We start from the raw sequence: 26,538 nt of genomic DNA on the forward strand, positions 1-26,538 counted from the left end.
CGTTTCCCGGTAGATGCCCGTGTCCGATCGCTTTCCCGAAGATTTCCTCGCGCTGATGCGCGCCAGCCTTGCTGACGACGCCGAACTGCAGCGCTTTCTCGCCATTAGCCAGCAACCGCTGCGTCGCAGCTTACGCGTCAACACCTTAAAAATTAGCGTGGATGATTTCCTCGCCCGCACCGCCGACTATGGCTGGCGCTTATCGCCCATTCCGTGGTGCGCCGAAGGGTTTTGGATCGAGCGTGACGACGAATCGCTGCCGCTGGGTAGCGTGGCGGAGCATCTGAGCGGACTGTTCTACATTCAGGAAGCCAGCTCGATGCTGCCGGTTACCGCGCTGTTTGACGCCGCACCCGATGCGCGTCAGGTGATGGATGTGGCTGCTGCGCCCGGTTCTAAAACCACCCAGATGGCCGCGCTGATGCGCAATGAAGGCGCCATTCTGGCGAACGAATACTCGGCCAGCCGCGTTAAAGTGCTGCACGCTAACATCAGCCGCTGTGGCGTCAGCAATGTTGCGCTGACCCATTTTGATGGCCGTGTATTTGGCGCCGCGCTGCCGGAGCGTTTCGATGCCATTCTGCTCGATGCGCCCTGCTCTGGCGAAGGCGTGGTGCGCAAAGATGCTGATGCGTTGCGTAACTGGACGCTGGCCAGCACTGAAGCGATTGCGGAAACCCAACGCGATCTGCTCGACAGCGCTTTCCATGCCTTACAGCCAGGCGGCACGCTGATTTATTCTACCTGCACATTGAATCAAATCGAGAATCAGCAAGTGATTCATTGGTTGCAGCAGCGTTATCCCGACGCGGTTGAAATCGTGCCGCTGAACGGTTTATTCGACGGAGCCGATCAGGCGTTAACCGCCGAAGGTTTCCTGCACGTATTCCCGCAGATTTTCGATAGTGAAGGTTTCTTCGTTGCGCGTCTGCGTAAAACCGCCAGCATTCCCGCGCTGCCAACGCCAACCTACAAAGTCGGCAAACTGCCCTTCTCACCAGCCAGCCGCAAGCTGAGCGCCGAAGTGCAACAGGCTGCGGCCAAAGTCGGCTTGCGGTGGGATGAAAATCACACGCTGTGGCAGCGCGATAAAGAGCTGTGGCTGTTCCCCGCGGCGCTAGAGAGTTGGCTGGGTAAAGTGCGCTTCTCGCGCATCGGCCTCAAGTTGGCCGAAACCTTCCCGAAAGGCTATCGCTGGCAGCATGAAGCGGTCGTGGCGTTGACGCAGCCAGGCAGCGCGCTGGATTTCGAACTCACCGATGCAGAAGCGGAAACCTGGTATCGCGGTCAGGATATTCATCCGGACACGTTGCCCAGCCGGGATGAGGTGATCGTCACCTACCAGCAGCAGCCGCTGGGATTGGCGAAGAAAGTGGGTAATCGGATTAAAAACAGTTATCCGCGTGAACTGGTGCGCGACGGACGTCTGTTCCGCTAAGCGTTACTGCAACTGCACCAGGGTGAGGCGATTGCCGAAGACCGCGCCGGTATCGATATAATGCTGATTCGCCACATTGAGCGGTTGTTCTAACGGCGTGTGGCCGAAGTAGAAATCACTGGCGCCATCGATGCGGGCTGAACTGCCGCGTTGATGGCGTCCCAGTCGATCGCGACTCCACACCACTTGCAGCCAGTCAACCTCTTGCCCTAACGCATAATGACTGGCGGGATAATCGGCGTGGGCAATCACCACCACGCGATCGCCGAAATCCAGATGCAGAATCAACGGTAACTCAGCACAGCGCTTTAACGCATGGCGCGCAGCGATCAACGCTGCGCCTTTGAGTTGCCAGAACCACTCGCCGCCGTTCATCATCCACAAGGTTTGGTCGCGCCCATCCAGCGCAGCGAGCGCCATCTGCTCATGATTGCCGCGCACGCAGCGAAACCAAGGCTCCTGCATCAGCGCTAAACAGCCGGGGCTGTCCGGGCCACGATCGATTAAATCGCCCACCGACAGCAGTAGATCCTGCTGCTTATCAAAATCCCGCTTGAGCAGTTGCGCATCGAGTTGGGCGCGGCAACCGTGCAGATCGCCAACCACCCAAATATTTCGCCACATTTGCGCGTTCACCTTTTGGTAAAGCATGTAATCTTCCCCGGTTGACTGGAAGTTTAGTGAGCCCGGCTTAAAGTATAGTCCGGCAACGTTAGCCAGCGGAGGGAACAGCATGAGCGGACGGAAGCAATTCATTGGTGTATTAATCGTTATTTTCATCGGTAGCTTGCTGCTGCTGGAATCACTCGCTCGTCTGGTACATCTGTTATTTGTGGGATAATTACGCGACTTTACATTCCGCGCTAAACGCCTAAACTCCTTTGCGCATCATATAAAGGAGCCTGTATGAGCCAGAATATTTACGACAACCCCACTTTTTTTGCCGGTTACGCCACCTTGCCACGTTCCGTTAAGGGATTAGACGGCGCGCCAGAATGGCCCGCACTGCGTGCGCTACTACCCGAACTGCATGATAAACGTATTCTCGATCTCGGCTGCGGTTACGGCTGGTTTTGCCGCTACGCGCAGCAGCAAGGCGCGCGTGAGGTGCTGGGTCTGGACGTTTCCGAGAAGATGTTAGCGCAAGCCGCGACCATGACGCAGGGAACCGGGATTCGCTATCAGCGCGCCGATTTAGAATCGCTGCAACTGAACGAATCCTATGATCTCGCCTACAGTTCGCTGGCGCTGCACTACCTCAGCAATATTGACGCACTCTTCGCAACCGTGTTTGAGGCGCTAACGCCGGGCGGCGCGCTGGTGTTTTCCTGTGAGCATCCGATTTACACTGCACCTACTCAACAGCAGTGGATTGTGGATGAACAGCAGCAGCGCAGCTGGCCAGTTAATCATTACCAGCAGGAAGGGGAACGCATCAGCAACTGGTTTGCCGATGGCGTGAAGAAGCAACATCGCAAGCTGGCAACCTGGATCAATGCGTTAATTGGCGCAGGATTTGAGATCGTGCATCTTGATGAATGGGGCCCGAGCGAAGAGATGGTTGCACTCAATCCCGCGCTGGCGGAAGAACGCGATCGCCCGATGATGTTCTTGCTGGCCGCGCGTAAACCGCTCTGAATATTCTCGTGGCGGCAGGATGCTGCCACGCCGTTATTCCATCTATCGCCATTCTTAATTATCAGACAAATTGGTCGCCTGTCTTGGGCGAATTCCTTCTCTGAGCCGCTGACCGTGACTGATTGCATTTTTAATTTTCGCCCTCATCTCGATATACACTATCGCTATAAACCGGCTTCAGTAGACAATCAGCATTTATTGATTGTGATGTCAGGGTTTAACCTTCCCGATCCCACCATCTACGATTTCACCCTTTTGGAGCATACTCAATCGGCGGTGTTGTGGATCAAGGATGATTTCAACGGCTTGCCCGCTTACTATCTGTGCAACAATATGAATTTTGAAATTGAGCATGGGGTAAGCCAGCTTATTCGCTCGGTAATTGAGCTGACAACACCCTCAAACGTTTCCATAGTTGGCGCCTCAAAAGGTGGCAGCGCGGCGCTCTATTTCGGTGTTAGGCATAATATTAAAAATATCATTACTGCCGTACCACAGTTTTATCTCGGGGATTATGCAGCCACAATGTGGCCGAATGTGGGTGACGCAATGATGGGATCGACAACGCCCGCAGCCATCTCGCTATTAAATAAGCTTTTGCCGAACGCTATTCGACGCGATCGCCAAACGGACAAGAATATTTACCTATTTACTGCTCTCGCTGATTATCAGCGTGAACAGGAGATTCTGCCTCACCTGGAGTTGCTTGAAAAATATCAAAACTTCAATTTGATTGAATCAGCATCGCCTTGCATCACTCATCATAATGAAGTCACGCGATATAATCTTAATCTCATCCTTGCTCTGATTTATCAGTTAGAACAGGAGATTATCCCACGCTGGGCGCACATCCGTAATGGTAGTCGCTGGGACACTGTACAGAAATGATCCCAGCAAATATTGCTCGTTACAGCGTTCAATGCTTTAGCGAGTAATTAAAAATATCGCCACTAAGAAGAAGGCTAATAAACCCGCGAAAGTCATTGTTCCAATACGCGGCGTTTTTGCCCGCCCAACGACCACACCAATAAAGATACAAAGCAGAGTTAACGTGCCAATCATTACCCAAAGAAGATATTGTGTGTTTGCCATGAAGGATCCTTATTAACCGGCAATAAAACAGATGCGCCAACTTTATACCATTTTTCATGCATGCTGGCTGCAGCTATTTGACCGCACAATTGTCGGGGTAGATGCTCAGAAGGCTAATTATTAAGTTGCACCGTGCGCGCAACGCACTGATTGCAGTTTCTGCAACTGCTCCAGGCGCGCCTTCACTTTGCTGTTAGCGCTGGCCTTTGCAAGGCCGTTACCGATACCAAAATCCCCGACGAATCCAAATACCGTTAGCGCATCAAACTCGCCGGTTTTATCAATCTGCTGCTTAACGCTTTGGCTTTTAGCGATCTCCTGATTCAGTGCTGCACAGTCATAGGTTTGCGCTTCGGCATCGCTCACTTTGGCGGACTGCGGATACTGTTTCAATGCGCAACCACTCAGCAGCAAGGCGATCAGGATAACGGGCTTGTGCATCTCGCAAGATTCTCTCTATGACGGTAATTTATTTCGGAATGAGAGAAAAAGTAGCATGTGGGTAAGATGTTCAACGTGGGAATAAGTGAAGATATGCGGGGGTATTTAAAATAAAAAAGCACTGCCTGAGCAGTGCTAATGATTCTGATATCAGGCAATTGCCTGATAAGCCCTGATAATTATCTGGGCAGAATATCCGCTATTAAGCAGTTTTCAACACAATCATTGATGATTTGCAGAAAATACATTTAGCGCCATGTGGGTTCATTTTCGTAATATCGAACGCGGAGGTACGATATTGTGAACTCTGGCAATGCGGACATCTTAAACGATTATAAATGCGAATAATTACAGACCTAATACATTTGTTGCAGACGGACCTTTTGGACCATCTTCAACTGAAAACTCAACACGCTGACCTTCATCAAGTGAGCGATAATCAGTGCCCTGAATGGCTGAGAAGTGGACGAAAACGTCCTTGCTGCCATTTTCAGGAGAAATAAAGCCGAAGCCTTTTTCTGAGTTGAACCATTTTACCGTTCCAAGAATTTTATTAGACATAATTTTTACCTTTTAAATGAGCCTATTGGCGTAAGGGCCGAGTTGCAGATACGAATCAGAACTTAGGATAAGACTCAAAGAGAAAGGGCTTGAAGCGGCACTAACCGGGATGAGAAATACAATGGGAACTAACCTTCTAACTGTCTGCTATTCAGACCGACGACGCATTAACGCATTTATCTTACCAGGTAGCAAGGTAAAACTTTTTTATTTCATATAAAAAAGAAAAGCAGAAAATAAAAAAACCCACCGAAGTGGGTTTAATCATCAATCTGGCTGCTTGTCGCCCGACTCCGGTGCCAGACTCTCATCATCTTTTTCATGCTCATCCGGCTTCACCTTAGTCTCTTCTTCAAGCTCATCCGCTTCGATCGGTCTATCAGACATAAATCCTCCTGAGTTGCTTAGAGAATTAAGTGTAGATGCCAGCATAAAGGTAAGCCTAACGCGTGCAGACAATTCATTATTATGCAGATAAAAAAAGACCCAATACGATTCCTGTATCGGGTCCAGGGAAATGGCTCTTTGGGAGCCGTGCGCTAAAAGTTGGCATTTTTGCAGGCGAGGACGCCTTGCCATTTAAAGGTAGACCAGGATTGCTGGTTTTCCAGCCAATCTTGCGGTTTGGTCGCGAAAGGTGACAACTCTGTGATCGTGGTGACAGAACGAGGAAGCAAGCGTAGCGGCAGAATTGTGCGCTACGCCTGAGAATATAGGGATTACTTACCGCACAGTTGCTGCGCGCGGTCAATGATCGGTTGCAGACTCATTTTCTGGCCTGGATGGGCTTTATCAACGGCGACAATGGTGTCGATCGATTGCAGTGTGCCCTGCCCGGCCGTTTTGCGCGCAAAGGCTTTATCGTTGAGCGGATACTGCAACAAAGTGCCTGGATTAATCGCGAACAGCGCGCCGTCTTTCTCGCAGGTCAACATCACCTCTTCGCGGGTGAAGGGCCATTTGTCTTTTCCAATCTCAAAACGGCTGACGGTAATAATCTGTGCCGCCATCGCCTGGCTGCACAGCGCCATCAATACGCAAGCTGGAATCAGTTTCTTCAGCAAAATATCGACCTCATTTCATCTTCTTGAATGTCACATTCAGGCCGGTGACAGCGTGGCAAACACGCTCACCAACCCAATTACAATAATGGCCAGCAGCAGCTCAAGCTGCGTCAGGCGAATAAACAGATGCGCTGCGTTACTGGCCGCCAGGCGAAAGCGCGGCACCAGCAAATAGCGATTGGTCAGCGCAATAGCGATCATCAGCATGACCAGCAGCACTTTCACCACCAGCAGTTCGCTCCACAGCGTGGCTTGCCAATGCAACGGCGAACCGGCAATCAGCACGCTATTAATGATGCCCGTCAGCAGCGCGAGCGCCACCGCCAGGTGACCGTAACGCGAGAAGCGCATCATGCAGCGAATCGCATCGGTGCGATAAGCGATCTGCCGCGCTTCACGCATCAGTAATAACAGCGGCAGTAATCCGCCCGCCCAGAATGCAGCCGCAATTAAATGCAGCGCGTGATTGCCTTGTTGCAGCAATCCGGGCCAGCCATCGCGCATCGCGGCATGCCCAACACCGGCTAACGCCACCAACTGTAACAGGCCGCTGCATAGCAGCAGATTTTGCCGCAGTGTGCCACGCAGCAGCGCTAACGTGCTCAGCAGTGCAAAAGCGATTTCCCAACGCCAAACCCGGCCGAAGCGCGTGCTGAGCACCGCCTGCCAGGTTGCGCTGTCACTGACATTGCGCCAGTCGCCGCTCATCAAGCCGGTTTGCGTTGCCAGCATCAACAGGGCGCTAAACAAACTCAGCAGCGCGCTGGTACGGAGAAGTAAAGCTAAACGCTGTGATAGCAGCGGACGATAGCGGCGCGGCGCCAGTAGCGCGGTATAAAAGGCGCTACCGGCGAGCAGCAGCACCGACAAAAAATGCAGCGCTCGCAGGCCAATCCACAGCGTACTCAAACTCATCAATCACTTCACGCTGAAGGTGTAGCTGCCTTTGGTTTTATGTCCATCAACGGACAGCACATGCCAGTTCACATGATAGTTGCCCGACGGCAGCGGCTGGCTGATCGGTACAATCAGCTGCTCGTGTTGTTTATCGTTGAGTTTGGCTTTTCCAACCGCCACCGGTTGATGTTGTGCATTGAGCACATCCACGCCACTGAATGCCGCTTCAACATCCTCGGTAAAGGTCAACGTTAAATTCTGCGGGGAGGTTTCCACCACCGCTTTGTCGGCTGGTACCGGGGTTTTCAGGTGAGCGTGTGCCATAGCAACCTGGCTGAAGGCCAGCGTTGATGACGCCAGAAGTAGCGCGACGACAGCGTTGAACGCAGTTTTCTTCATGACTTCTTCCCTATTAAATGCGGCAAACCACCGCAAACGTGGCAGCAGGATACGCCGCCGATCCGCAGGTGTCGAGACTTGCGGTGCGATCCAATCCGCTTGATCCCAGGGTCCGAAACCATTACTTTTGCCCCTGTTTATCAGGAGAAAAGCATGAGCCAAAACCTTGCCCTGCTCTCGCAGGAAGAGAAAGACAAAGTCAATGTCGATCTGGCCGCCGCGGGCGTTGCATTCAAAGAGCGCTACAATATGCCGGTGATTGCCGAAATTGTGGAGCGCGAGCAGCCCGAAGCGCTGCGTGACTGGTTTCGTCAGCGCTTAATGAACTATCGCCAGGCTTCGCTTAGCCTGTCGCGCCTGCCCTACGAACCGAAGCAGAAGTAATTTATGTTACGTGTAATTGATACCGAAACCTGCGGCCTGCAGGGTGGCGTGGTGGAAGTGGCGTCGGTGGATGTCATTGACGGTCAGATCGTCAATCCGATGAGCGACTTAATCTGCCCGGATCGCCCCATCAGTCGTCAGGCGATGGCGGTACATCGCATTACGGAAGCGATGGTGATGGGCAAACCCACGATTGAAGAAGCGATTGGTCGCTATCACGGCAGTCCGCATTATGTGGCGCACAACGCCAGTTTTGATCGCCGCATGTTGCCCATTATGCCGGGCGAATGGATCTGCACCATGACGCTGGCGCGGCAGCTGTGGCCAGGCATCAAATATGGCAATCAGGCGCTGCGCCACAGCCTGAAGCTGGATGTCACGCCACCGGCCGAACTGCATGCGCACCGCGCGTTGTATGACTGCTACGTCACCGCTGCGCTACTGATCCGCATTATGGAAACCTCCGGCTGGAACGCCGAGCAGATGGCGAATTTGTGCCAGCCCGCGCCCGTAAGCGGCGATGTGTTCCCGTTCGGCAAATATCGCGGTCAGAGTATTGGCAGTATCGCGCGTAAAGATCCCGGCTATCTGCGTTGGGTGCTGGAAAATGTGCGTGATTTGCGCCCACCGTTACGGCAGGCGCTGCGCAAGTATGTGAAGAGCGATCAGTAATCGACGCGGTCTGGCAAGCTGCCCTGCGCCAGGCCAATCAGGAAAGTGAACTCCTGCGCCACCCCTTCATACGCTTTGAAGCGGCCCGATTTACCGCCGTGGCCAGAATCCATCTCGGTGCAAAGTAACAGCAGCGAATCGTTGGTTTTCAGCTCACGCAGTTTCGCCACCCACTTAGCCGGTTCCCAATACTGCACCTGTGAATCGTGCAAACCGGTGGTGACCAGCAAATGCGGATAGGCTTTGGCCTCGATGTTGTCATACGGACTGTATTGGCGAATGGTGTGATAGAACTCCGCCTGTTCGGGATTGCCCCACTCATCGTATTCGCCGGTGGTCAGCGGAATCGTCGGATCGAGCATCGTCGTTACCACATCGACAAATGGCACCTGCGCCACCACGCCGTGGAACAGCTCCGGCGCCATGTTCACCACGCCGCCCATCAGTAATCCGCCGGCGCTGCCGCCCATCGCGTAGAGCTGCTGGCGACGACCATAACCCTTCGCTACCAGCGCTTCGGTGACATCAATAAAGTCGGTGAAGCTGTTGATTTTATTCTTCAGGCGGCCACCGTCGTACCATTGCTGGCCGAGCTCGCCGCCGCCGCGCACGTGAATGATGGCGTAGACGAAGCCGCGCTCCAGCAAGCTGATGCGGCTGGTGCCAAAGCTGGCATCCATGCTGCTGCCGTAAGCACCGTAACCGTACACCAGCAACGGATTGTTGCCGCGCTGGAAATGCTTGCGATGATAGACCAGCGAAACCGGAACCTCTGTGCCATCACGCACCGTGATCCACAAATGCTCACTTTTGTAATCCTCCGATTTGAAGCCCGGCACCGGCGTGCGCTTCAGTACGCGACGATCGCCGGTTTCCATGTTCAGTTCAAACAAGGTGGTCGGCGTGGTCATGGAAGAGTAGCCGTAGCGCAAGGTGTCGCTTTCTGGCGAAGGATTGTAGGCAAGCCAGGTGACATAGGCGGGATCGTCGAAGGCGATACCAAAGCTTTCGCCGCTCTCCCAGTTTATCTGCCGCAAGGTGTTTACGCCGTGCTGGCGTTCTTCGACTACCAGCCAATGACGAAACAGCTGGAAATCTTCCAGCACCACGTTGTCACGCGCCGGGATCAGCGATTGCCAGCGTGCTTCCGCTAGCCACGCGCTGCGATAAAGCCCGAAATTTTTGCCATCGCGATTTGAGCGGATATAGAACTGATGATTGTAGTGATCGATGCTGTATTCGTGGTCGCGCCGACGTGGACAAAAGGCTTGCGGCTGCGCATCCGGATATTCGGCGTCGATCAGCAGAATCTCGCTGGTGTTGGTGCTGTACAACGCAATCAGAATGAAGTGCTCGGAGGTGGTTTTATGCACGCTGAGGTGGAAAGAGTCATCCTTCTCTTCATACACCAGCTGATCGTCAGATTGCGGATGGCCCAGCTCATGGCGCCACACCTGATACGCCAGCAGCGTTTTCGGATGCTTACGCACGTAATAGAGCGTGCGGGAATCGTTGGCCCAGGCCACGCTGGATGACGCATTGGTCAGCACTTCCGGATACCAGCTACCGCCCTGCAAATTACGGAAGCGAATGCCGTATTGGCGGCGCGACAGGAAGTCTTCCGCTAAGGCCATCACCTGATTGTCCGGTGTGATCGCCAGCGCGCCCATGGTGTAAAAATCACTGTGCGCAGCCCGCTGGTTTCCATCCAGCAACAGCTGCCAGGGCTCATCAGCTGGCGCGTCAACGGGCTGCCGGAAATAAGCCGGATACTCGTTGCCCACTTCATAGCGGCTTTGATAGCGATAACCGTTTTTCACATAGGGCACCGAGTGATCCTGCGGTGGAATACGGTCAACGATCTCTTTCAGCACCCGTTCCTGCAGCGGATTCTGCGACGCCATCATCGCACGGCCGTAATCATTTTCGGCGTGCAGATGGGCCAGCACCTCTGGATTCTCGCGGTCGTCATCACGTAACCAGTGATAATTATCGATGCGCGTTTCACCGTGCAGCTTCATGACATGGGGAATTTTTTTCGCGTGTGGCTGATTCATTAGGCTCTTCTCCCTGAAGGACAACATTCAGCAAGCGTGGCACTAATCACGCACGATGCCAAGCTACACGCAGCATCACTTTATGCAGGGTAAGCCAAAGATGAAAAGCGAAGGCTGCGGATGCAACCTTCGCACGGAATTAAGCAGCTTTTTCCGCGTCGATATCGCGCTGGATACCGTCGCGCACATCCTGGGGAATTTTCAGCGCATCGCCGAGCGCGGAGAGATAGCTACGCTCCATAAAGTGGTCGACATCAATGGCTGCACAGCTGAGGAAATAGAGTTCCAGCGCCTCTTCTTCATTTTTTACGTCAGCGGCCAGCCAGTTGGGATCGAGCGGGCGATTCATCGCCTGCTGAATCAGCGCTTCGGCTTGTGCGCCGTAGCCGGCCTGCTGGATATTTTGCTCAATTGCGGCACGCTCTTGGTCGTCAATGTGACCATCACTTTTCGCCGCGAACACCAGCGCCGTGACCAGACGCTCTGCGCGTTGATCCATCGGCGTTTGCAGCTGGCCGAAGCCCGCATCGTCCTGATGGGTTTCACGTATGCGCTGTTTGTATTTGTTCCATAACAGCGCGCCCGCCGCCGCGCCACCGCCCAACAGCAAGGCTTTGCCGCCATATTTGGTCAGCAGCTTACGCGTGGATTTGCTGCCTACCAGCAATCCCGCCAGCCCGCCCAATGCGCCGGGGGCCAGCATGTCACTTAAACCGCCCGATTTTCCGTCTCCACCCTTTTTCGCTAGCACCGATTGAATTTGCTGCAGCCAATTGCTCATCGTTTAACTCCTGTTTACTTTTCCGTTCTCCATGCTGCCGCAGGCTGTGTCAGTTAACGTCAGAGCGGGAAAAGTATGGCAAACCTGATCGCGGCGAAAGCGTGAGTACGCAAACGTTTTCGTTTATACTGCGCGCGCATTTTGACTGCTAAGGTGAAATTATGACGACTCTCGGAACCGCGCTGCGCCCTGCCGCTACGCGTGTCATGCTGTTAGGTTCAGGCGAATTAGGCAAAGAAGTGGCACTTGAGTGCCAGCGTCTGGGTGTGGAAGTGATCGCGGTGGATCGTTACGCCGATGCTCCGGCGATGCACGTGGCGCATCGCAGCTATGTGATCAACATGCTGGACGGCGACGCGCTGGCCGCGCTGATTGCCGAGGAAAAGCCGCACTTCGTGGTACCAGAAATTGAAGCCATCGCCACCGAAAAACTGCTGAAGCTGGAAGCGCAAGGTCAGAAAGTGGTGCCGACCGCACGCGCCGCACGTCTGACCATGAACCGCGAAGGCATTCGCCGTCTGGCGGCGGAAGAGTTGTCCTTACCGACTTCGACTTACCAGTTTGCTGACAGCAAAGAGAATTTTGTGGCCGCGGCTGAGGCGATTGGATTCCCGTGCATCGTTAAGCCGGTGATGAGCTCATCCGGTAAAGGCCAGAGCTTTATTCGCGAAGCCAGCCAGCTGGATAAAGCCTGGGATTATGCGCAGCAAGGCGGACGTGCCGGTGCGGGCCGCGTGATCGTTGAAGGCGTGGTGAAGTTTGATTTCGAAATCACCCTGCTGACCATCAGCGCAGTAGATGGCATTCACTTCTGCGCGCCGATTGGTCATCGTCAGGAAGATGGCGATTATCGTGAATCATGGCAGCCGCAGCAGATGAGTGAACTGGCGTTGCAACGCGCGCAGGATATCGCCGCTAACGTGGTAAAAGCGCTCGGTGGATACGGCCTGTTTGGCGTGGAGCTGTTCGTGTGCGGTGATGAAGTGGTGTTCAGCGAAGTGTCACCGCGTCCGCATGATACCGGCATGGTCACGCTGATTTCGCAGGATCTGTCCGAGTTTGCGCTGCATGTGCGCGCTTTCCTCGGCCTGCCGATTGGCGGCATTCGTCAATACGGTCCCGCTGCGTCGGCAGTGATTTTGCCTGAGCTGAACAGCCAGAACGTCGTGTTCGGAAATATCGAAGCCGCGCTGGGTGCCGGATTGCAGCTGCGCCTGTTTGGTAAGCCGGAAATCGCCGGTCAGCGCCGATTAGGCGTGGCTTTGGCAACCGGTGAAAACACCGATGACGCTATCGCGCGCGCCGTGGCGAGTGCGGCAGCGGTAAAAGTGGTAGGTTAAGTAAGACTAAGTGGTCGCCATCAATGGCGACCGATTCATGAACTTATGCGCGAGCGCCTTCAACCGCTTCACGCGCCAGACGCGTAATACGATCCCAGTCACCGCTTTCCAACGCATCATTCGGTACCAGCCACGAACCGCCAATGCACAGCACGCTTTTCAGCGCCAGATAATCCCGATAGTTGGCTGGCGAGATGCCGCCGGTTGGGCAGAAACGCACCTGCGGGAACGGACCGCAAATCGCGGATAATGCTTTCACGCCACCATTGGCTTCCGCCGGGAAGAATTTGAACTCCCGCAAGCCGTAATCCATGCCGGTCATCAGTTCTGAAACCGTGCTGATACCTGGAATCAATGGCACCGGACCTTCAACCGCGGCTTTCAGCAGCGATTCCGTCAATCCTGGGCTGATGACAAACTGCGCACCGGCGTCAGTGACTTCTTTCAGTTGCTGGGTGTTGATCACCGTGCCCGCACCGACAATCGCTTCCGGTACTTCTTTAATCATTGCACGCAGCGCGTCCATCGCCACCGGGGTACGCAGCGTCACTTCCAGCACTCGCACACCGCCAGCCACCAGCGCTTTCGCCATCGGCACCGCGTGTTCCAGCTTGTTCACCACAATGACCGGCACGACCGGGCCAGTTTTCAGGATCTGTTCAGCACTTGTTTTCCAGTTCTTCATCACGTTTCCTTAGTTGCATCAGCCCGGCGTTTAGCCACGCTGTCAATAATTGGGCTCTACCATACAAGATCGTCTGGAGCGGCGTCCATCGGATATCAGAATTTTTTGAAACTCTGGTTCACTTTTCAGAAAAATGAATTCTGGACGTAAAAAAGCCCGCACATTTGGCGGGCTCAACACGAGGTTTCTATTCGAACTCGTTCCAGGAACGGCCATCGCGAGTTATCATCGCGACAGAGGCAACCGGTCCCCATGTTCCCGCCTGATACGGCTTCGGCGCTTCGGCATCGGCGCTCCAGGCATCAATGATCGAATCCACCCAGCCCCACGCTGCTTCAACTTCATCACGACGCACAAACAGCGCCTGAATACCGCGCATGGTTTCCAGCAGCAGACGCTCGTAAGCATCGGCCAGATGCGACTGGTTGAAGGTTTCGGAATAGCTCAGATCCAGCTTGGTGGTCTGCAGTTTATGCTTGTGGTCGAGTCCGGGCACTTTGTTCAGGATTTCGATATCCACGCCTTCGTCCGGCTGCAGACGAATGGTCAGCTTGTTCTGCGGCAGTTCAGCGTACGAATCCTTAAACAGGTTCATCTCAGGATTCTTGAAGTACACCACCACTTCAGAGCATTTGGTTGGCAAGCGCTTGCCGGTACGCAGATAGAACGGCACACCAGCCCAACGCCAGTTATCGATATCCACGCGAATAGCAACAAAGCTTTCCGTGGCGCTCTGCTTGTTAGCGCCCTCTTCTTCCAGATAACCAGGCACTTTCTTGCCCTGCACAAAGCCGGCGGTGTACTGACCGCGTACGGTTTTCTCGCGCACGTTGGTTTGATCGATACGACGCAGTGAGCGCAGCACTTTCACTTTTTCATCACGAATCGCATCCGCGCTCAGATCGGATGGCGGCGACATGGCAATCATGGTGAGGATCTGCAACAGGTGGTTCTGAATCATGTCACGCATCTGGCCGGCTTTGTCGAAGTAACCCCAACGGCCTTCGATGCCCACCTCTTCTGCCACGGTGATCTGCACGTGATCGATGGTGCGATTGTCCCAGTTGTTGACGAAGATGGAGTTGGCAAAACGCAGCGCCAGCAGGTTGAGCACCGTCTCTTTACCGAGATAGTGGTCAATACGGAAAACCTGGCCTTCTTCGAAGTATTTGCCGACGCTGTCATTGATCTCTTGTGAGGTTTCCAATGAGGTGCCGAGCGGCTTTTCCATTACTACGCGTGCCGGTTTGGCGTTCAGCTTGGCGGCGCCCAGACCGTCGCAAATCGCGCCAAAGGTGCTTGGCGGCATGGCGAAGTAGTTAATGGTGACGCGGTTTTTCTGGTCAAGCATTTTGCCCAGTTTGGTGAAATGCGAGGTGTCATTTACGTCGAGGTTACAGAAGTCGAGACGGCTGCTGAGGGTATCCCACAGCGCTTCATCGATCTTCTCTTTCATGAAGGTTTCCAGCGCTTCACGTACCACTTTGGTATACGCGGCTTTATCCCAATCCGCGCGACCCACGCCAATTATGCGAGTGGTTTCATGAATCTGACCGGCTTTTTCCAGCTGATACAGTGATGGCAACAGTTTACGGCGCGCGAGATCGCCTTTGGCACCGAAAATCACCAGATCGCATGCCTGGGCTGTTTGTGTAACCGCCATTTTCCTCTCCTCGTTGCAGGATATACCCGGCTTGAGCGTTCTCATCACGCCAGGTCCTTATTGTAATTTTCTTACAGCACAATGTACGTTTTTAGCGGGTTTAGGACAACCCGAACGCAGTGTTTTGCTGGCGTTAACTGTGAACGTAATAAAGGTGTTAAGTGTGTTGTAGCGTGCCATTTGAGCACATTTTCTGTTTCGATATTTGTCGTGGCAAAACACGTCAGCGATCAAAGTATCGCAAAAAAATCGCGTTTACATTTGTCCTCCGCTGCGTGCGAGAGGCTATTACACGGTATATTCTTGTGAATTGGCAGCGATTTCATTGATTGATGAACGCGAAAAAGTGATTGACGCTCATTAGGTTAAACCATGCTGGAACAGATTCAGGCGCAACTCGAAGCGTTAAGCAAATCAGAACGTAAAGTCGCAGAGCAGATTCTTGCCGCGCCGCAACAGGCGATGCACTCCAGCATCGCCACGCTGGCACGCGCCGCTGACGTCAGCGAACCGACGGTGAATCGCTTCTGCCATCGTATGGGCACGCGCGGCTTCCCTGACTTCAAATTGCAGCTCGCGCAGAGCCTGGTCAAAAGCCCGAACTGGGTGAGTCGCGATGTGGAAGAAAATGACAGTGTGGAAAGCTACAGCCACAAAATCTTTGATTCCGCGTTAGCCGGCCTCAGCCGCGTCCGCCAGCAGCTCGATTCTCAGGTGATTCGTCAGGCGGTTCAGGCGCTGTCAAAGGCGCATAAAATTGCCTTTTTTGGCCTTGGTGCCTCCGCCGTGGTGGCACATGACGCCACCAATAAATTTTTGCGATTTAATCTGCCGGTCATCTGGTCAGAGGATATTGTGATCCAGCGCATGAGTTGCATAAATAGTGGTCCAAACGATGTGTTTGTTCTCATCTCACATACTGGTCGCACCAAAAATATGGTAGAACTGGCTCGCCTGGCGCGTGTAAACGCTTCCACTGTGCTGGCTATCACTTCTCCGGGTTCCCCGCTGGCGGCGGAAGCCACGCTGGCTTTGACGCTCGACGTACCCGAAGATACCGATATCTACCTGCCAATGGTTTCCCGCCTTGCACAATTAACCGTGATTGATGTTCTGGCGACAGGGTTTACCCTTGAGCGCGGCGCTGCTTTCCGTGAAAATTTGAAACGGGTGAAAGAAGCGCTGAAAGATTCACGCCTGGAGAAACAGGCGCAGGAAAATAATTAACATCACATTCACAATGTGAGTCGAATCACAGCCCATCGATCATATAGAATAGATGAACACTACGTGTCACTTGAGAGCGACACGATACTTTGCTAACGGAGTCCTTCATGTCCAGACGTCTCAGAAGAACCAAGATCGTTACAACCCTCGGTCCAGCCACCGATCGCGACAACAACCTCGAAAAAATCATCGCGGCGGGTGCTAACGTTGTACGACTCAACTTCTCCCACGGCACACCGGAAGATCATCAGCAGCGCGCCAATAAAGTCCGTGAAATCGCGGCGAAACTGGGTCGTCACGTAGCGATCCTGGGCGACCTGCAAGGCCCAAAAATTCGCGTATCGACCTTCAAAGAAGGCAAAGTGTTCCTCAACGTCGGCGATCGTTTCCTGCTGGATGCTGATTTAACCAAAGGCGAAGGCGATAAAGAAAAAGTCGGTATCGACTATAAAGGCCTGCCAGAAGATGTAGTGCCCGGCGATATCCTGCTGCTGGACGACGGTCGCGTGCAGCTGAAAGTGTTGGAAGTTCAGGGGGTAAAAGTGTTCACCGAAGTCACCGTCGGCGGCCCGCTCTCTAACAATAAAGGCATCAACAAACTCGGCGGCGGTCTCTCTGCCGATGCGCTGACCGAAAAAGACAAAGTTGATATCGTTACCGCCGCGAAAATCGGGGTGGATTATCTGGCGGTCTCCTTCCCGCGTAACGGCGAAGATATGAATTATGCCCGCCGTCTGGCGCGCGACGCCGGCTGCGACGCCAAACTGGTGGCGAAAGTAGAACGTGCTGAAGCCGTTGCCTCACAGGAAGCGATGGATGACATTATCCTCGCCTCTGACGTGGTGATGGTTGCGCGTGGCGATTTGGGTGTGGAGATTGGCGATCCTGAACTGGTGGGTATTCAGAAAGCGTTGATCCGTCGCGCTCGCCAGCTGAACCGTACCATCATCACCGCCACGCAGATGATGGAGTCGATGATTACCAATCCAATGCCAACGCGTGCCGAAGTCATGGACGTGGCGAACGCCGTGCTGGATGGTACCGATGCGGTGATGCTGTCGGCGGAAACCGCTGCTGGCCAGTATCCGGCTGAAACCGTCTCAGCGATGGCGAAAGTGTGCCTCGGCGCAGAGAAAATCCCGAGCGTTAACGTTTCTAAGCACCGCCTGGAAGTACAGTTCGATAACGTCGAAGAAGCGATTGCCATGTCGGCGATGTATGCTGCCAACCATCTGCAAGGGGTTTCAGCGATCATCACCATGACCGAATCGGGCCGTACCGCGCTGATGACCTCACGTATCACGTCCGGTTTGCCGATCTTCGCCATGTCACGTCACGAACGTACGCTGAACCTGACGGCGCTGTACCGTGGTGTTACGCCAGTGTTCTTCGACAGCAACAACGATGGTGTTGCTGCCGCGCACGATGCAGTGAATTTGCTGCGCGAAAAAGGTTTCCTGGTTTCAGGCGACCTGGTGATTGTCACCCAGGGCGACGTGATGTCGACCACCGGCACCACCAATACCAGCCGTGTACTGCGCGTAGATTAATACGCACCACCGACAGCGGCTGTAACAACATGGACAAACGCGACTGCCTGGCAGTCGCGTTTTTATTTTTTTGACAAGGAGGCCAGATGGCCCGCTATCAACCTATTACTCAACTCACCGGGCGCGTGCTGCTGTTCCCGCTCGCGCTGGTACTGTTTGAGTTCGCCACCTATATCGCGCATGACATGATTCAGCCCGGCATGCTGCTGGTGACGTCTGAATTCAGCGTCGGCCCGGAATGGGTTTCGACCTCGCTGACCGCGTATCTGATGGGCGGCGTAGTGCTGCAATGGCTGCTCGGTCCGCTCTCTGACAAATATGGCCGCCGGCCGGTGCTGCTGTTTGGCATCCTGTTCTTTGCCGCCGCCTGTATTCTGACCACGTGGGTGAGCAGCATTGAGGAGTTTGTCGCGCTGCGCTTTGTGCAAGGTATTAGCCTGTGCTTTATTGGCGCCGTCAGCTACGCAGCGGTGCAGGAAGCCTTTGACGAAGCGCTGGCAGTACGCATGATGGCGCTGATGGCCAACGTCGCGCTGCTGGCACCGCTCGCTGGTCCGCTGGCCGGAGCCGCGTGGCTCACCGTTGGCGAGTGGCGCAGCATGTTCTGGCTGTTTGCCATCTGCAGCGTGATTGCGTTTGCCCTGCTGTGGCGCGTCATGCCGGAAACCGCTGGCGATCGCAGTCACTCTATCGCCCTGCCAACGCTGGCGCGCGGCTATGCGCGTTTGGCGCGCGATCGTCAGGTGATGTACGGATCTTTTGCCATTGGTTTGGTGTTTATTCCGATCCTGACGTGGGTAGCGCTGTCGCCAGTGATTCTGATGCACGATGAAGGATTGTCACGCATGCAGTATGCGCTGCTGCAGTTGCCGGTGTTTCTGGCGATGATTGCCGGCAACATCACGCTCGGCAAACTGGCTGGACGCGTGCCGATTGAGCAGCCGGTGAAATTTGCCGCCTGGCCGATTCTGATTGGTTTGAGTATTTCGCTGCTGGCTAATTTGCTCGATAGTCACACCTATCTGCTGCTGACCGCCGGGTTAAGCTTGTACGCTTTCGGCGCAGGCATGGTGAATGCCGGTCTGTACCGTTTGACGCTTTACTCCAGCAACGAAGGAAAAGGCAGCGTGGCGGCGATGCTCGGTATGATCAGTATTCTGACCTTAGCGGTAGGCATTGAGCTGGCGAAAGGTGGCTACTTCAGCGGCGGCACACCGTGGTTTAGCGGAATTAACTTCGCCGCTGGCGTGCTGTGGTTTGGTCTGGTGACACTGTTCCTGCGCGAACGTAAACGTCGCAGTCATGTGGCGGCAATAGAATGATAAAGGGGCCAGACGGCCCCATGTTTATTTCCTACGAGGATAAAGATCTTTGCGCGCATAAGGTTCGATATCCCCTTCCTTACGCGTTTTCAGCAGCTTCAGAATCCAGGTGTACTGTTCTGGATGCGGGCGCACGAACACTTCAACTTCTTCATTCATGCGACGCGCAAGCGTATTGTCATCGGCATCCAGCAGGTCATCCATTGGCGGACGCACATAGATTTCCAGACGATGGGTTTCACTGTTGTACACCGGGAACAGCGGCACAACGCGTGCGCGGCATACTTTCATCAGGCGGCCCACTGCGGGCAATGTGGCTTTGTAAGTAGCAAAGAAATCCACAAATTCGCTGTGTTCCGGGCCGTGATCCTGGTCCGGCAGATAATAGCCGTAATAACCCTGACGCACCGACGCGATAAACGGCTTAATGCCGTCATTTCGCGCATGCATACGGCCACCAAAACGGCGTCGCACGGTATTCCACAGATAATCCATTAACGGATCGCTTTGATTGTGGAACATCGCCGCCATCATCTGGCCTTCAGACGCCAGCAGCATCGCTGGAATATCCACGCCCCAGCCATGCGGCACCAGGAAAATGACGTTTTCTTTATTGGCCTGCAGTTGCTCAATGATTTCCCGGCCGTGCCAGTCAACACGCTTGCGCACATGCTCAGGATTACGCATGCCTAATTCGGCCATCATCGCCATCGCCTGCGGTGCGGTGGCAAACATACGATCAGCAATCTCTTCGCGCTGCGCTTCACTCAATTCCGGCAGGCAATAATAGAGATTGATCAGCGCACGGCGGCGCGCACTTTTCGCCAGCTTACCGGCGAACTTGCCCAATCCGCCCAGAATCGGATCGCGCACTTTAGCGGGAAGCAATGCCATGCCGGCCAGCGCGCCAACCGCCAACCAACTTCCCCAGTATTTCGGCTTTAAAAAAGAACGTTGAAAAACGGGAATAAACTCGCTGTTATTTTTCTTTCGGGTTTCCATGCACTCGCCTCTGACAATGACCGGTCAATAATAGTGACGGTGGTTAATTTTGCAATCTTCATGCGCCAGATAGCAAAAAACCGACGAAGAATCCGTCGGTTTTAAAGTGTTAAGCGCAATTATGCGCTATTTCAGCGTCAACTGCGGCAACCAGGTTTTGACTTGCGCCATGTAAGTGCTGCGATCTTTACCCGTCAGACCCTCCATGCGCGGCAGTTTTGCCGTCAATGGATTCACCGCCTGATTGTTGATCCATACTTCATAATGCAGATGCGGACCGGTCGAACGTCCGGTGTTACCCGATAACGCAATACGATCGCCGCGTTTCACTTTTTGCCCCGGTTTCACCAACGCTTTACTCAGGTGCATATAACGCGTCATGTACTGACGACCGTGACGAATTGCTACGTAATTCCCGGCAGCACCGCCGTTTTTCGCCATCACCACTTCACCATCGCCCACGGCTAACACAGGCGTACCAATAGGCAGCGCGAAATCGACACCTTTATGCGGTGCAATGCGGCCGGTTACCGGATTAAGGCGACGCGGATTGAAGTTGGAAGAGACACGATACTGCTTAACCGTAGGGAAACGCATAAAGCCACGCGCTAAACCAGACGCGTTGCGATCGTAGAACTTGCCGTCTTCCGCACGGAACGCGTAATAGTCTTTACCGCCGGTGCGTAAACGCACGCCAAGCAATTGGCTTTGGGCACTTTTGCCATCGAGCATTTCACGAGACATCAGCACACTGAAGTCATCACCGGCGCGTAGTTTGCGGAAATCCATCTGCCACTGCATCGCTTTGATGACGTTGCTGGTTTCTGCGCTGGTTAAACCCGCACGCTGGGCACTGGCAGCAAAACTGCCGCGCACTTCACCTTTCAGTACGTTGTTTTGCCACTCACCCTTTTGCAGCTCCTGCTGCATCTTAAAGCTGCCGTTGTCGGCGCGCTGATAAGTACGGGTTTCACGACGATCAATTTCCCAGCTGAAGGTTTGCAGTTGTCCATCAGCATCCAGCGTCCAGCTCAGTTGCTGACCAACGCGCATGTTGCGCAGATCTTTATCGCTACTGACTAATGCGTTGATATCGCCCATCTCAATACCGTACTGATTTAACGCGCTGCTCAGCGTATCACCTGAAGAGACGGTGTACTCATGTACGTTGGGATTGTCCGGAACGTCATTATCAATGTCGTCAGCAGGAATATCGTCGGACGGTTCTTCCGTTGTCTGGTCAATCGGCTCGCTGGCTTCGGGCAACAGCGTGCGCAGTTCGTCTTTATCCAACGTAATGGTTTTCACGATGGGGGCAACATCACGCGGATGGTAAACGTAAGGCCGCCATACTGCGACGGCCAACGTGACAACGGTTAATGAACCCAGCATAACGCGGTGGGGGCGCGGCAAATTGTTAAATGCGAGGGCGACAGAGCGGGCTATCTGCTGCACTTTTACCTATTCCTCATGCTCCATTCAGGCAGCTCGCATACTGGCTCGACAGCTGTGAAAGAAATTTCACGTAGCTGTCTTTGGATAAGCTGATGTCCATACCCAACGGATCTAACGTGCCTTTACGTACGGAAGTTCCACGGGACACGGCATCGATGACGGCCGGTCTGAATTGTGGTTCAGCGAAAACGCAAACGGCTTTCTGCTCAACCAACTGTGTTCGTATTTGATGTAAACGCTGGGCGCCCGGCTGGATTTCAGGATTGACGGTAAAATGACCTAAAGGTGACAAACCGTAATGTTTTTCAAAGTAGCTGTAAGCATCGTGAAAAACGAAATAACCCTTGTTCCGCACAGGCGCGAGTTGCGCGCCGATGTGTTTGTCTGCATCGGCTAATTCTGCCTTGAATTCCTGCAGATTAGCGTCAAGTTTGGCTTTGCTTTGCGGCATAAGTTCCAATAATTTTCCATGGATTGCAACCGCAGATTGTAAGGCCATGTCAGGGGACATCCACAGGTGCATATTAAACTGTCCGTGGTGGTGGTGCGCATGAGACCCGTCCTGGTCTTCGGAATTTTCTGAGTCGTGATCGTGATCGTGACCATGCTCATGTTCCTCATCTTCATCATCGCCGCTAATCAATAGCGGTTTTATGCCCGGCAATGCGGCAATTTCGAGGTTTTTATTGGCGGGTAATTCGGCCGCTGACTTAGTAAGAAAGGCTTCCATCTCTGGGCCTGTCCACACAACTAAGTCTGCGTTTTTAATACGTTTTACATCAGAGGGACGCAAGGCATAATCATGCTCTGAGGCGCCATCGGGCAGCAATACTTCAACCGGCGTAATACCCTCTGCGATAGCCGCTGCGATAAATCCGATAGGTTTGATTGAAGCGACAACTGCGGAGTGCGCGGGTAATGCGCTTGCCGCGCCAATTGCCGCAGCAGTAAGGGTGAAAATCAGGCGCTTTTTATTGTGTAACATAATACGTCATTCCATCGTGACCCGTTGATGGAATGTGATATTATAACATTCGAAATTCAATGCAACCCGTAAATAACATGTCGCCACTTGTTACCCTTGAAAACATTTCTGTTAAGTTCTCCCAGCGTCCGGTGCTTGCAGGTATAAGCCTCGCACTTGAGCCGGGGAAAATTCTCACCCTGCTCGGCCCGAACGGCGCCGGTAAATCCACGCTGGTTCGCGCGGTGTTGGGGCTACTGAAACCCACCAGCGGCAGCGTCAAGCGCGCCGCTGATTTGCGTATCGGCTACGTGCCGCAAAAACTGCACATCGACCCAACGTTGCCGATCACTGTGGAACGCTTTATGCGCCTGTCGCGCGGCACCAAACGCGATGCCATTTTGCCGGCGCTCAAGCGCGTACAGGCCGGGCATCTGCTGCATGCAACGCTGCAAAAACTTTCCGGCGGTGAGACACAACGTGTTTTGCTGGCGCGTGCATTACTCAATGAACCGCAGCTTTTGGTATTGGATGAGCCGACACAAGGCGTTGATGTCAATGGCCAGGTCGCGCTGTACGATTTGATCGATCAGCTGCGCCGCGAACTGAACTGCGGTGTGCTGATGGTTTCACACGACCTGCATCTGGTGATGGCGAAAACCGACGAAGTGCTGTGTCTCAACCATCACATCTGCTGTTCCGGCACGCCGGAAGCGGTGTCACAACATCCCGAGTTTATTGCGATGTTTGGCCCACGCGGCGCGCAGCAGCTGGCGATTTATCGTCATCATCATAATCACCGTCACGATTTACAGGGACGCATTGTTCTGCGCAAAGGAAATGGCCCGTCATGATTGAACTGTTATTACCTGGCTGGCTGGGCGGCGTGTTGCTGGCGCTGGCGGCCGGTCCACTTGGCTCGTTTGTGGTTTGGCGCCGCATGTCTTACTTCGGCGATACGCTTGCGCATGCGTCCTTACTGGGCGTGGCGTTTGGTTTGCTGCTCAACGTGAATCCTTACTATGCGGTGATTTTGGTGACCGTGTGTCTGGCGCTGGGATTGGTGTGGCTGGAGCGACGCCCGCATCTGGCTATTGATACGCTGCTCGGCATTATGGCGCACAGTGCGTTGTCGCTGGGTTTAGTGGTCGTCAGTCTGATGCAAGGCGTGCGTGTCGATCTGATGGCTTACCTGTTTGGCGATCTGCTGGCGGTGACGCCCGATGATTTGTGGATGATGGGCGGCGGCGTGGCGATTGTACTGGCGGTGATGGCGTGGCAGTGGAATTCGCTGTTGTCGATGACCATCAGCCCGGAGCTGGCGCAGGTGGATGGCGTTAACATTCAGCGCACGCGTTTGATGTTGATGCTGGTCACCGCATTAACCATCGGCGTAGCGATGAAGTTTGTCGGTGCTTTGATTATTACGTCGTTGCTGATTATCCCGGCAGCGACGGCACGTCGCTTCTCGCGCTCGCCGGAACAGATGGCCGGTTTTGCGGTAATTGCCGGTATTATCGCAGTGACCGGTGGACTGACCTTTTCCGCCAGCTACGATACGCCAGCCGGCCCTTCAGTGGTGTTATGCGCGGCAGTATTGTTCATCATTAGCATGGCAAAAAAACCGGCGGCATAATGCCGGTTTACTCTTCGCGACTGATACCAAAGTGTTTGTAAGCATGCTGCGTGGCCATCCGGCCACGCGGCGTGCGCTGAATGAATCCTTGCTGGATCAGGAAGGGTTCAATCACATCCTCAATAGTTTCCCGCTCTTCGCCAATCGCCGCTGCCAGGTTATCTAAGCCTACCGGACCACCCGAGAACTTATCGATAATCGCCAGCAGCAGTTTGCGGTCCATATAATCAAAACCCTGACTGTCGACGTTAAGCATATCCAGCGCGCTGGCTGATACTTCGCCGCTCAGATTGCCGTTGGCGCGCACTTCCGCAAAGTCACGCACGCGGCGCAGCAGGCGGTTAGCGATACGCGGCGTTCCGCGTGCACGACGCGCTATCTCCAGCGCGCCCTCTTCGCTCAGCGCCAGGCCAAGACAGGCCGCGCTACGACCCACGATATGCTGCAGATCGGGCACGTTATAGAACTCAAGGCGCTGCACGATGCCGAAACGGTCGCGCAGCGGCGAAGTTAAAGAACCGGCGCGCGTCGTGGCACCAATCAGGGTAAACGGCGGCAGATCGAGCTTAATCGAACGCGCTGCCGGACCTTCACCAATCATGATATCCAGCTGATAATCTTCCATCGCTGGATACAGCACTTCTTCCACCACCGGCGACAGTCGATGGATCTCATCAATAAACAGCACGTCATGCGGTTCGAGGTTAGTGAGCATCGCCGCCAGATCGCCGGCTTTTTCCAGCACCGGGCCGGACGTGGTGCGCAGGTTGACGCCCATTTCGTTAGCGACGATGTTAGCCAGCGTGGTTTTACCCAATCCCGGCGGGCCGAAAATCAGCAGATGATCGAGTGCATCGCCACGCAGTTTCGCAGCCTGGATGAAAATCTCCATTTGCTCGCGCACCTGCGGCTGGCCAACATATTCCGTGAGCAGCTTAGGACGAATGGCACGGTCGAGCGTTTCTTCTTCATTAAAGGAACTGCCCGAGACCAGACGATCGGCTTCAATCATGCTTTACCTCAAATAGCTGCGCGCAGGGCTTCACGAATCAGGGTTTCGCAATCCGCATCCGGTTTCCCGACTTTACTGATCATACGGCTGGCTTCCTGCGGTTTATAGCCCAGAGCCACCAGCGCTGAAACCGCTTCGGCTTCAGCATCGTTATTGTCTTGTGCAGCAGATGGCGTGGTCAACGTAAAGGTTGAATCACCACCAAACAGATCGCCGTGCATGCCGATAAAGCGGTCTTTCATCTCCACAATCAAACGCTCGGCGGTTTTTTTACCCACGCCCGGCAGTTTGATCAGTGAGGCAATCTCTTGTCGCTCAACGGCGGTCACGAACTGCTGGGCCGACATGCCAGACAGAATTGCCAGCGCCAGTTTTGGCCCAACGCCATTCACCTTCACCAGCTCGCGGAACAGCGTGCGTTCCTGCTTGTTATTGAAACCGAACAGCAGTTGCGCATCTTCGCGTACCACAAACTGCGTAAAGATAATCGCTTCCTGATTGATCTCCGGCAGCTCGTAAAAGCAGGTCATTGGCATGTGCACTTCATAACCGACACCGTGCGCCTCAATCAACACCAGCGGCGGCTGTTTTTCCAGAATGTTGCCTCGTAAACGACCAATCACCTGAGCAATTCCTTAATCTGATAAGTAAGCCTGTTTATATACCATAAAAAAGGCTGGATGAATATCCAGCCTCATACCGCGTTTCGTTTCCGCTAACCGGATCGCATACGCCCGCGCGTCATCACCAGTTTCGTATCGCTGATACGCGCCGCGTTTTGGCTCATATGGCAATGCGTAATGGCGATGGCCAGCGCATCGGCGGCATCCGCCTGCGGATTGGCTGGCAGTTTTAGCAAGGTTCGTACCATATGCTGCACCTGACTTTTCTCAGCGCCGCCGGTGCCGGTAACGGTTTGCTTCACCTGGCGCGCCGCGTATTCAAACACCGGCAAATCATGATTTACCGCCGCGACAATCGCCGCACCGCGCGCCTGGCCCAGCTTCAGCGCTGAGTCCGCATTCTTGGCCATAAATACCTGCTCGATAGCGAAATAGTCGGGTGAGAACTGGGTGATAATTTCGCTGACGCCCGCGTAGATCAGTTTGAGGCGCGTCGGCAGATCGGTGACGCTGGTGCGGATACAGCCGCTGCCCAAATAGGTAAGCTGGCGGCCGGTTTGGCGAATAACACCGTAACCGGTGACGCGCGAGCCGGGATCGATCCCGAGAATTATCGCCACGGCGCGTCTCCGGTG

Annotated in this window: 29 protein-coding genes; 11 read left to right on the forward strand and 18 right to left on the reverse strand. The window is 54.1% G+C overall.

Annotated features, from left to right (window positions below; translation table 11 throughout):
- Positions 1-13 precede the first annotated feature (13 nt).
- Positions 14-1,438, forward strand: coding sequence for a 16S rRNA (cytosine(1407)-C(5))-methyltransferase RsmF (gene rsmF, locus IB226_RS06040; protein WP_192234082.1), 1,425 nt, complete (start codon positions 14-16; stop codon positions 1,436-1,438).
- 3 nt (positions 1,439-1,441) lie between these two features.
- Here rsmF and IB226_RS06045 read toward each other — a convergent pair whose 3' ends face one another.
- On the reverse strand, positions 1,442-2,089 hold the full coding sequence (locus IB226_RS06045) for a metallophosphoesterase (protein WP_192234085.1): 648 nt from the start codon (positions 2,087-2,089) through the stop codon (positions 1,442-1,444).
- 255 nt (positions 2,090-2,344) lie between these two features.
- On the opposite strand from IB226_RS06045, the gene IB226_RS06050 reads away from it, so the two are divergent.
- Together IB226_RS06050 and IB226_RS06055 are read left to right on the forward strand one after the other, a co-directional pair.
- Positions 2,345-3,076: a trans-aconitate 2-methyltransferase gene (locus IB226_RS06050; protein WP_192234087.1), complete on the forward strand. Its 732-nt coding sequence runs from the start codon at positions 2,345-2,347 to the stop codon at positions 3,074-3,076.
- A 114-nt stretch (positions 3,077-3,190) separates the two neighbouring features.
- On the forward strand, positions 3,191-3,964 hold the full coding sequence (locus tag IB226_RS06055; RefSeq protein WP_192234089.1) for a hypothetical protein: 774 nt from the start codon (positions 3,191-3,193) through the stop codon (positions 3,962-3,964).
- A 36-nt stretch (positions 3,965-4,000) separates the two neighbouring features.
- On the opposite strand, the gene IB226_RS06060 is transcribed toward IB226_RS06055, so the two are convergent.
- The 7 genes from IB226_RS06060 to copC all read right to left on the reverse strand — a co-directional run bounded on the left by IB226_RS06060 (position 4,001) and on the right by copC (position 7,530).
- On the reverse strand, positions 4,001-4,168 hold the full coding sequence (locus tag IB226_RS06060; RefSeq protein ID WP_167391209.1) for a hypothetical protein: 168 nt from the start codon (positions 4,166-4,168) through the stop codon (positions 4,001-4,003).
- 120 nt (positions 4,169-4,288) lie between these two features.
- The gene (locus IB226_RS06065) at positions 4,289-4,609 is read right to left on the reverse strand and encodes a hypothetical protein (RefSeq protein WP_192234091.1); all 321 of its coding nucleotides are present in this window, start codon (positions 4,607-4,609) and stop codon (positions 4,289-4,291) included.
- Between the two features lie 202 nt (positions 4,610-4,811).
- Positions 4,812-4,955: a cold-shock protein gene (locus tag IB226_RS23210; RefSeq protein ID WP_101764610.1), complete on the reverse strand. Its 144-nt coding sequence runs from the start codon at positions 4,953-4,955 to the stop codon at positions 4,812-4,814.
- 2 nt (positions 4,956-4,957) lie between these two features.
- Positions 4,958-5,170: a cold-shock protein gene (locus tag IB226_RS06070; RefSeq protein ID WP_007889586.1), complete on the reverse strand. Its 213-nt coding sequence runs from the start codon at positions 5,168-5,170 to the stop codon at positions 4,958-4,960.
- A 719-nt stretch (positions 5,171-5,889) separates the two neighbouring features.
- Complete coding sequence (locus IB226_RS06075) at positions 5,890-6,237, reverse strand: YebY family protein (RefSeq protein WP_061718597.1); 348 nt, start codon at positions 6,235-6,237, stop codon at positions 5,890-5,892.
- A 33-nt stretch (positions 6,238-6,270) separates the two neighbouring features.
- Positions 6,271-7,149, reverse strand: a complete 879-nt coding sequence (gene copD / locus IB226_RS06080) for a copper homeostasis membrane protein CopD (RefSeq protein ID WP_192234094.1) — start codon at positions 7,147-7,149, stop codon at positions 6,271-6,273.
- Positions 7,150-7,152: 3 nt separating this feature from the next.
- Positions 7,153-7,530: a copper homeostasis periplasmic binding protein CopC gene (gene copC, locus IB226_RS06085; protein WP_192234096.1), complete on the reverse strand. Its 378-nt coding sequence runs from the start codon at positions 7,528-7,530 to the stop codon at positions 7,153-7,155.
- Between the two features lie 153 nt (positions 7,531-7,683).
- Here copC and IB226_RS06090 point away from each other — a divergent pair, with 153 nt between their 5' ends.
- Together IB226_RS06090 and exoX are read left to right on the forward strand one after the other, a co-directional pair.
- Positions 7,684-7,914, forward strand: coding sequence for a DNA polymerase III subunit theta (locus IB226_RS06090; RefSeq protein ID WP_192234098.1), 231 nt, complete (start codon positions 7,684-7,686; stop codon positions 7,912-7,914).
- A 3-nt stretch (positions 7,915-7,917) separates the two neighbouring features.
- Entirely contained in the window at positions 7,918-8,586 is a 669-nt protein-coding gene (gene exoX / locus IB226_RS06095; protein WP_110866303.1) for an exodeoxyribonuclease X, read from the forward strand.
- Here the strand turns inward: exoX and IB226_RS06100 are convergent.
- Entirely contained in the window at positions 8,580-10,643 is a 2,064-nt protein-coding gene (locus IB226_RS06100) for a prolyl oligopeptidase family serine peptidase (RefSeq protein ID WP_192234100.1), read from the reverse strand. The two genes, exoX and IB226_RS06100, sit on opposite strands and share 7 nt — an antisense overlap.
- A gap of 139 nt (positions 10,644-10,782) precedes the next feature.
- Entirely contained in the window at positions 10,783-11,424 is a 642-nt protein-coding gene (locus IB226_RS06105) for a tellurite resistance TerB family protein (RefSeq protein ID WP_137385935.1), read from the reverse strand.
- Between the two features lie 161 nt (positions 11,425-11,585).
- On the opposite strand from IB226_RS06105, the gene purT reads away from it, so the two are divergent.
- Positions 11,586-12,764: a formate-dependent phosphoribosylglycinamide formyltransferase gene (purT, locus tag IB226_RS06110; RefSeq protein ID WP_192234102.1), complete on the forward strand. Its 1,179-nt coding sequence runs from the start codon at positions 11,586-11,588 to the stop codon at positions 12,762-12,764.
- A gap of 43 nt (positions 12,765-12,807) precedes the next feature.
- Here purT and IB226_RS06115 read toward each other — a convergent pair whose 3' ends face one another.
- Together IB226_RS06115 and zwf are read right to left on the reverse strand one after the other, a co-directional pair.
- A complete protein-coding gene (locus tag IB226_RS06115) occupies positions 12,808-13,449 on the reverse strand; it encodes a bifunctional 4-hydroxy-2-oxoglutarate aldolase/2-dehydro-3-deoxy-phosphogluconate aldolase (RefSeq protein ID WP_192234104.1) in 642 nt (213 codons plus the stop codon).
- 187 nt (positions 13,450-13,636) lie between these two features.
- Positions 13,637-15,112, reverse strand: coding sequence for a glucose-6-phosphate dehydrogenase (gene zwf, locus IB226_RS06120; RefSeq protein ID WP_064738913.1), 1,476 nt, complete (start codon positions 15,110-15,112; stop codon positions 13,637-13,639).
- Between the two features lie 372 nt (positions 15,113-15,484).
- Here zwf and IB226_RS06125 point away from each other — a divergent pair, with 372 nt between their 5' ends.
- From IB226_RS06125 to IB226_RS06135, 3 genes are all read left to right on the forward strand, one after another.
- Positions 15,485-16,339, forward strand: coding sequence for a MurR/RpiR family transcriptional regulator (locus tag IB226_RS06125; protein ID WP_192234106.1), 855 nt, complete (start codon positions 15,485-15,487; stop codon positions 16,337-16,339).
- 107 nt (positions 16,340-16,446) lie between these two features.
- Positions 16,447-17,889 carry a pyruvate kinase gene (gene pyk, locus IB226_RS06130; RefSeq protein ID WP_101764163.1) on the forward strand — a complete coding sequence of 481 codons (1,443 nt, stop codon included), beginning with the start codon at positions 16,447-16,449 and terminating at the stop codon, positions 17,887-17,889.
- Between the two features lie 86 nt (positions 17,890-17,975).
- Complete coding sequence (locus IB226_RS06135; RefSeq protein ID WP_192234108.1) at positions 17,976-19,211, forward strand: MFS transporter; 1,236 nt, start codon at positions 17,976-17,978, stop codon at positions 19,209-19,211.
- Between the two features lie 24 nt (positions 19,212-19,235).
- On the opposite strand, the gene lpxM is transcribed toward IB226_RS06135, so the two are convergent.
- The 3 genes from lpxM to znuA form a co-directional block, all read right to left on the reverse strand.
- Complete coding sequence (gene lpxM / locus IB226_RS06140) at positions 19,236-20,213, reverse strand: lauroyl-Kdo(2)-lipid IV(A) myristoyltransferase (RefSeq protein ID WP_101764161.1); 978 nt, start codon at positions 20,211-20,213, stop codon at positions 19,236-19,238.
- Between the two features lie 126 nt (positions 20,214-20,339).
- Complete coding sequence (gene mepM / locus IB226_RS06145; protein ID WP_110866308.1) at positions 20,340-21,668, reverse strand: murein DD-endopeptidase MepM; 1,329 nt, start codon at positions 21,666-21,668, stop codon at positions 20,340-20,342.
- Between the two features lie 13 nt (positions 21,669-21,681).
- Entirely contained in the window at positions 21,682-22,653 is a 972-nt protein-coding gene (znuA, locus tag IB226_RS06150) for a zinc ABC transporter substrate-binding protein ZnuA (RefSeq protein ID WP_101764159.1), read from the reverse strand.
- 77 nt (positions 22,654-22,730) lie between these two features.
- Here znuA and znuC point away from each other — a divergent pair, with 77 nt between their 5' ends.
- Both znuC and znuB read left to right on the forward strand, forming a co-directional pair.
- On the forward strand, positions 22,731-23,486 hold the full coding sequence (znuC, locus tag IB226_RS06155) for a zinc ABC transporter ATP-binding protein ZnuC (protein WP_101764609.1): 756 nt from the start codon (positions 22,731-22,733) through the stop codon (positions 23,484-23,486).
- Positions 23,483-24,268 (forward strand): zinc ABC transporter permease subunit ZnuB, encoded by a 786-nt coding sequence (gene znuB, locus IB226_RS06160; RefSeq protein WP_101764158.1) that lies wholly within the window; start codon positions 23,483-23,485, stop codon positions 24,266-24,268. Before znuC ends, znuB begins: the two co-directional genes overlap by 4 nt.
- A gap of 7 nt (positions 24,269-24,275) precedes the next feature.
- On the opposite strand, the gene ruvB is transcribed toward znuB, so the two are convergent.
- The 3 genes from ruvB to ruvC all read right to left on the reverse strand — a co-directional run bounded on the left by ruvB (position 24,276) and on the right by ruvC (position 26,523).
- Positions 24,276-25,280 carry a Holliday junction branch migration DNA helicase RuvB gene (ruvB, locus tag IB226_RS06165; protein WP_007889560.1) on the reverse strand — a complete coding sequence of 335 codons (1,005 nt, stop codon included), beginning with the start codon at positions 25,278-25,280 and terminating at the stop codon, positions 24,276-24,278.
- An 8-nt stretch (positions 25,281-25,288) separates the two neighbouring features.
- Positions 25,289-25,903: a Holliday junction branch migration protein RuvA gene (gene ruvA / locus IB226_RS06170; protein ID WP_007889559.1), complete on the reverse strand. Its 615-nt coding sequence runs from the start codon at positions 25,901-25,903 to the stop codon at positions 25,289-25,291.
- A 92-nt stretch (positions 25,904-25,995) separates the two neighbouring features.
- The gene (gene ruvC / locus IB226_RS06175; RefSeq protein WP_008110486.1) at positions 25,996-26,523 is read right to left on the reverse strand and encodes a crossover junction endodeoxyribonuclease RuvC; all 528 of its coding nucleotides are present in this window, start codon (positions 26,521-26,523) and stop codon (positions 25,996-25,998) included.
- Positions 26,524-26,538: the final 15 nt, after the last annotated feature.

Source organism: Pantoea sp. PNT03 (assembly GCF_014852515.1).
Classification (GTDB): domain Bacteria; phylum Pseudomonadota; class Gammaproteobacteria; order Enterobacterales; family Enterobacteriaceae; genus Pantoea; species Pantoea leporis.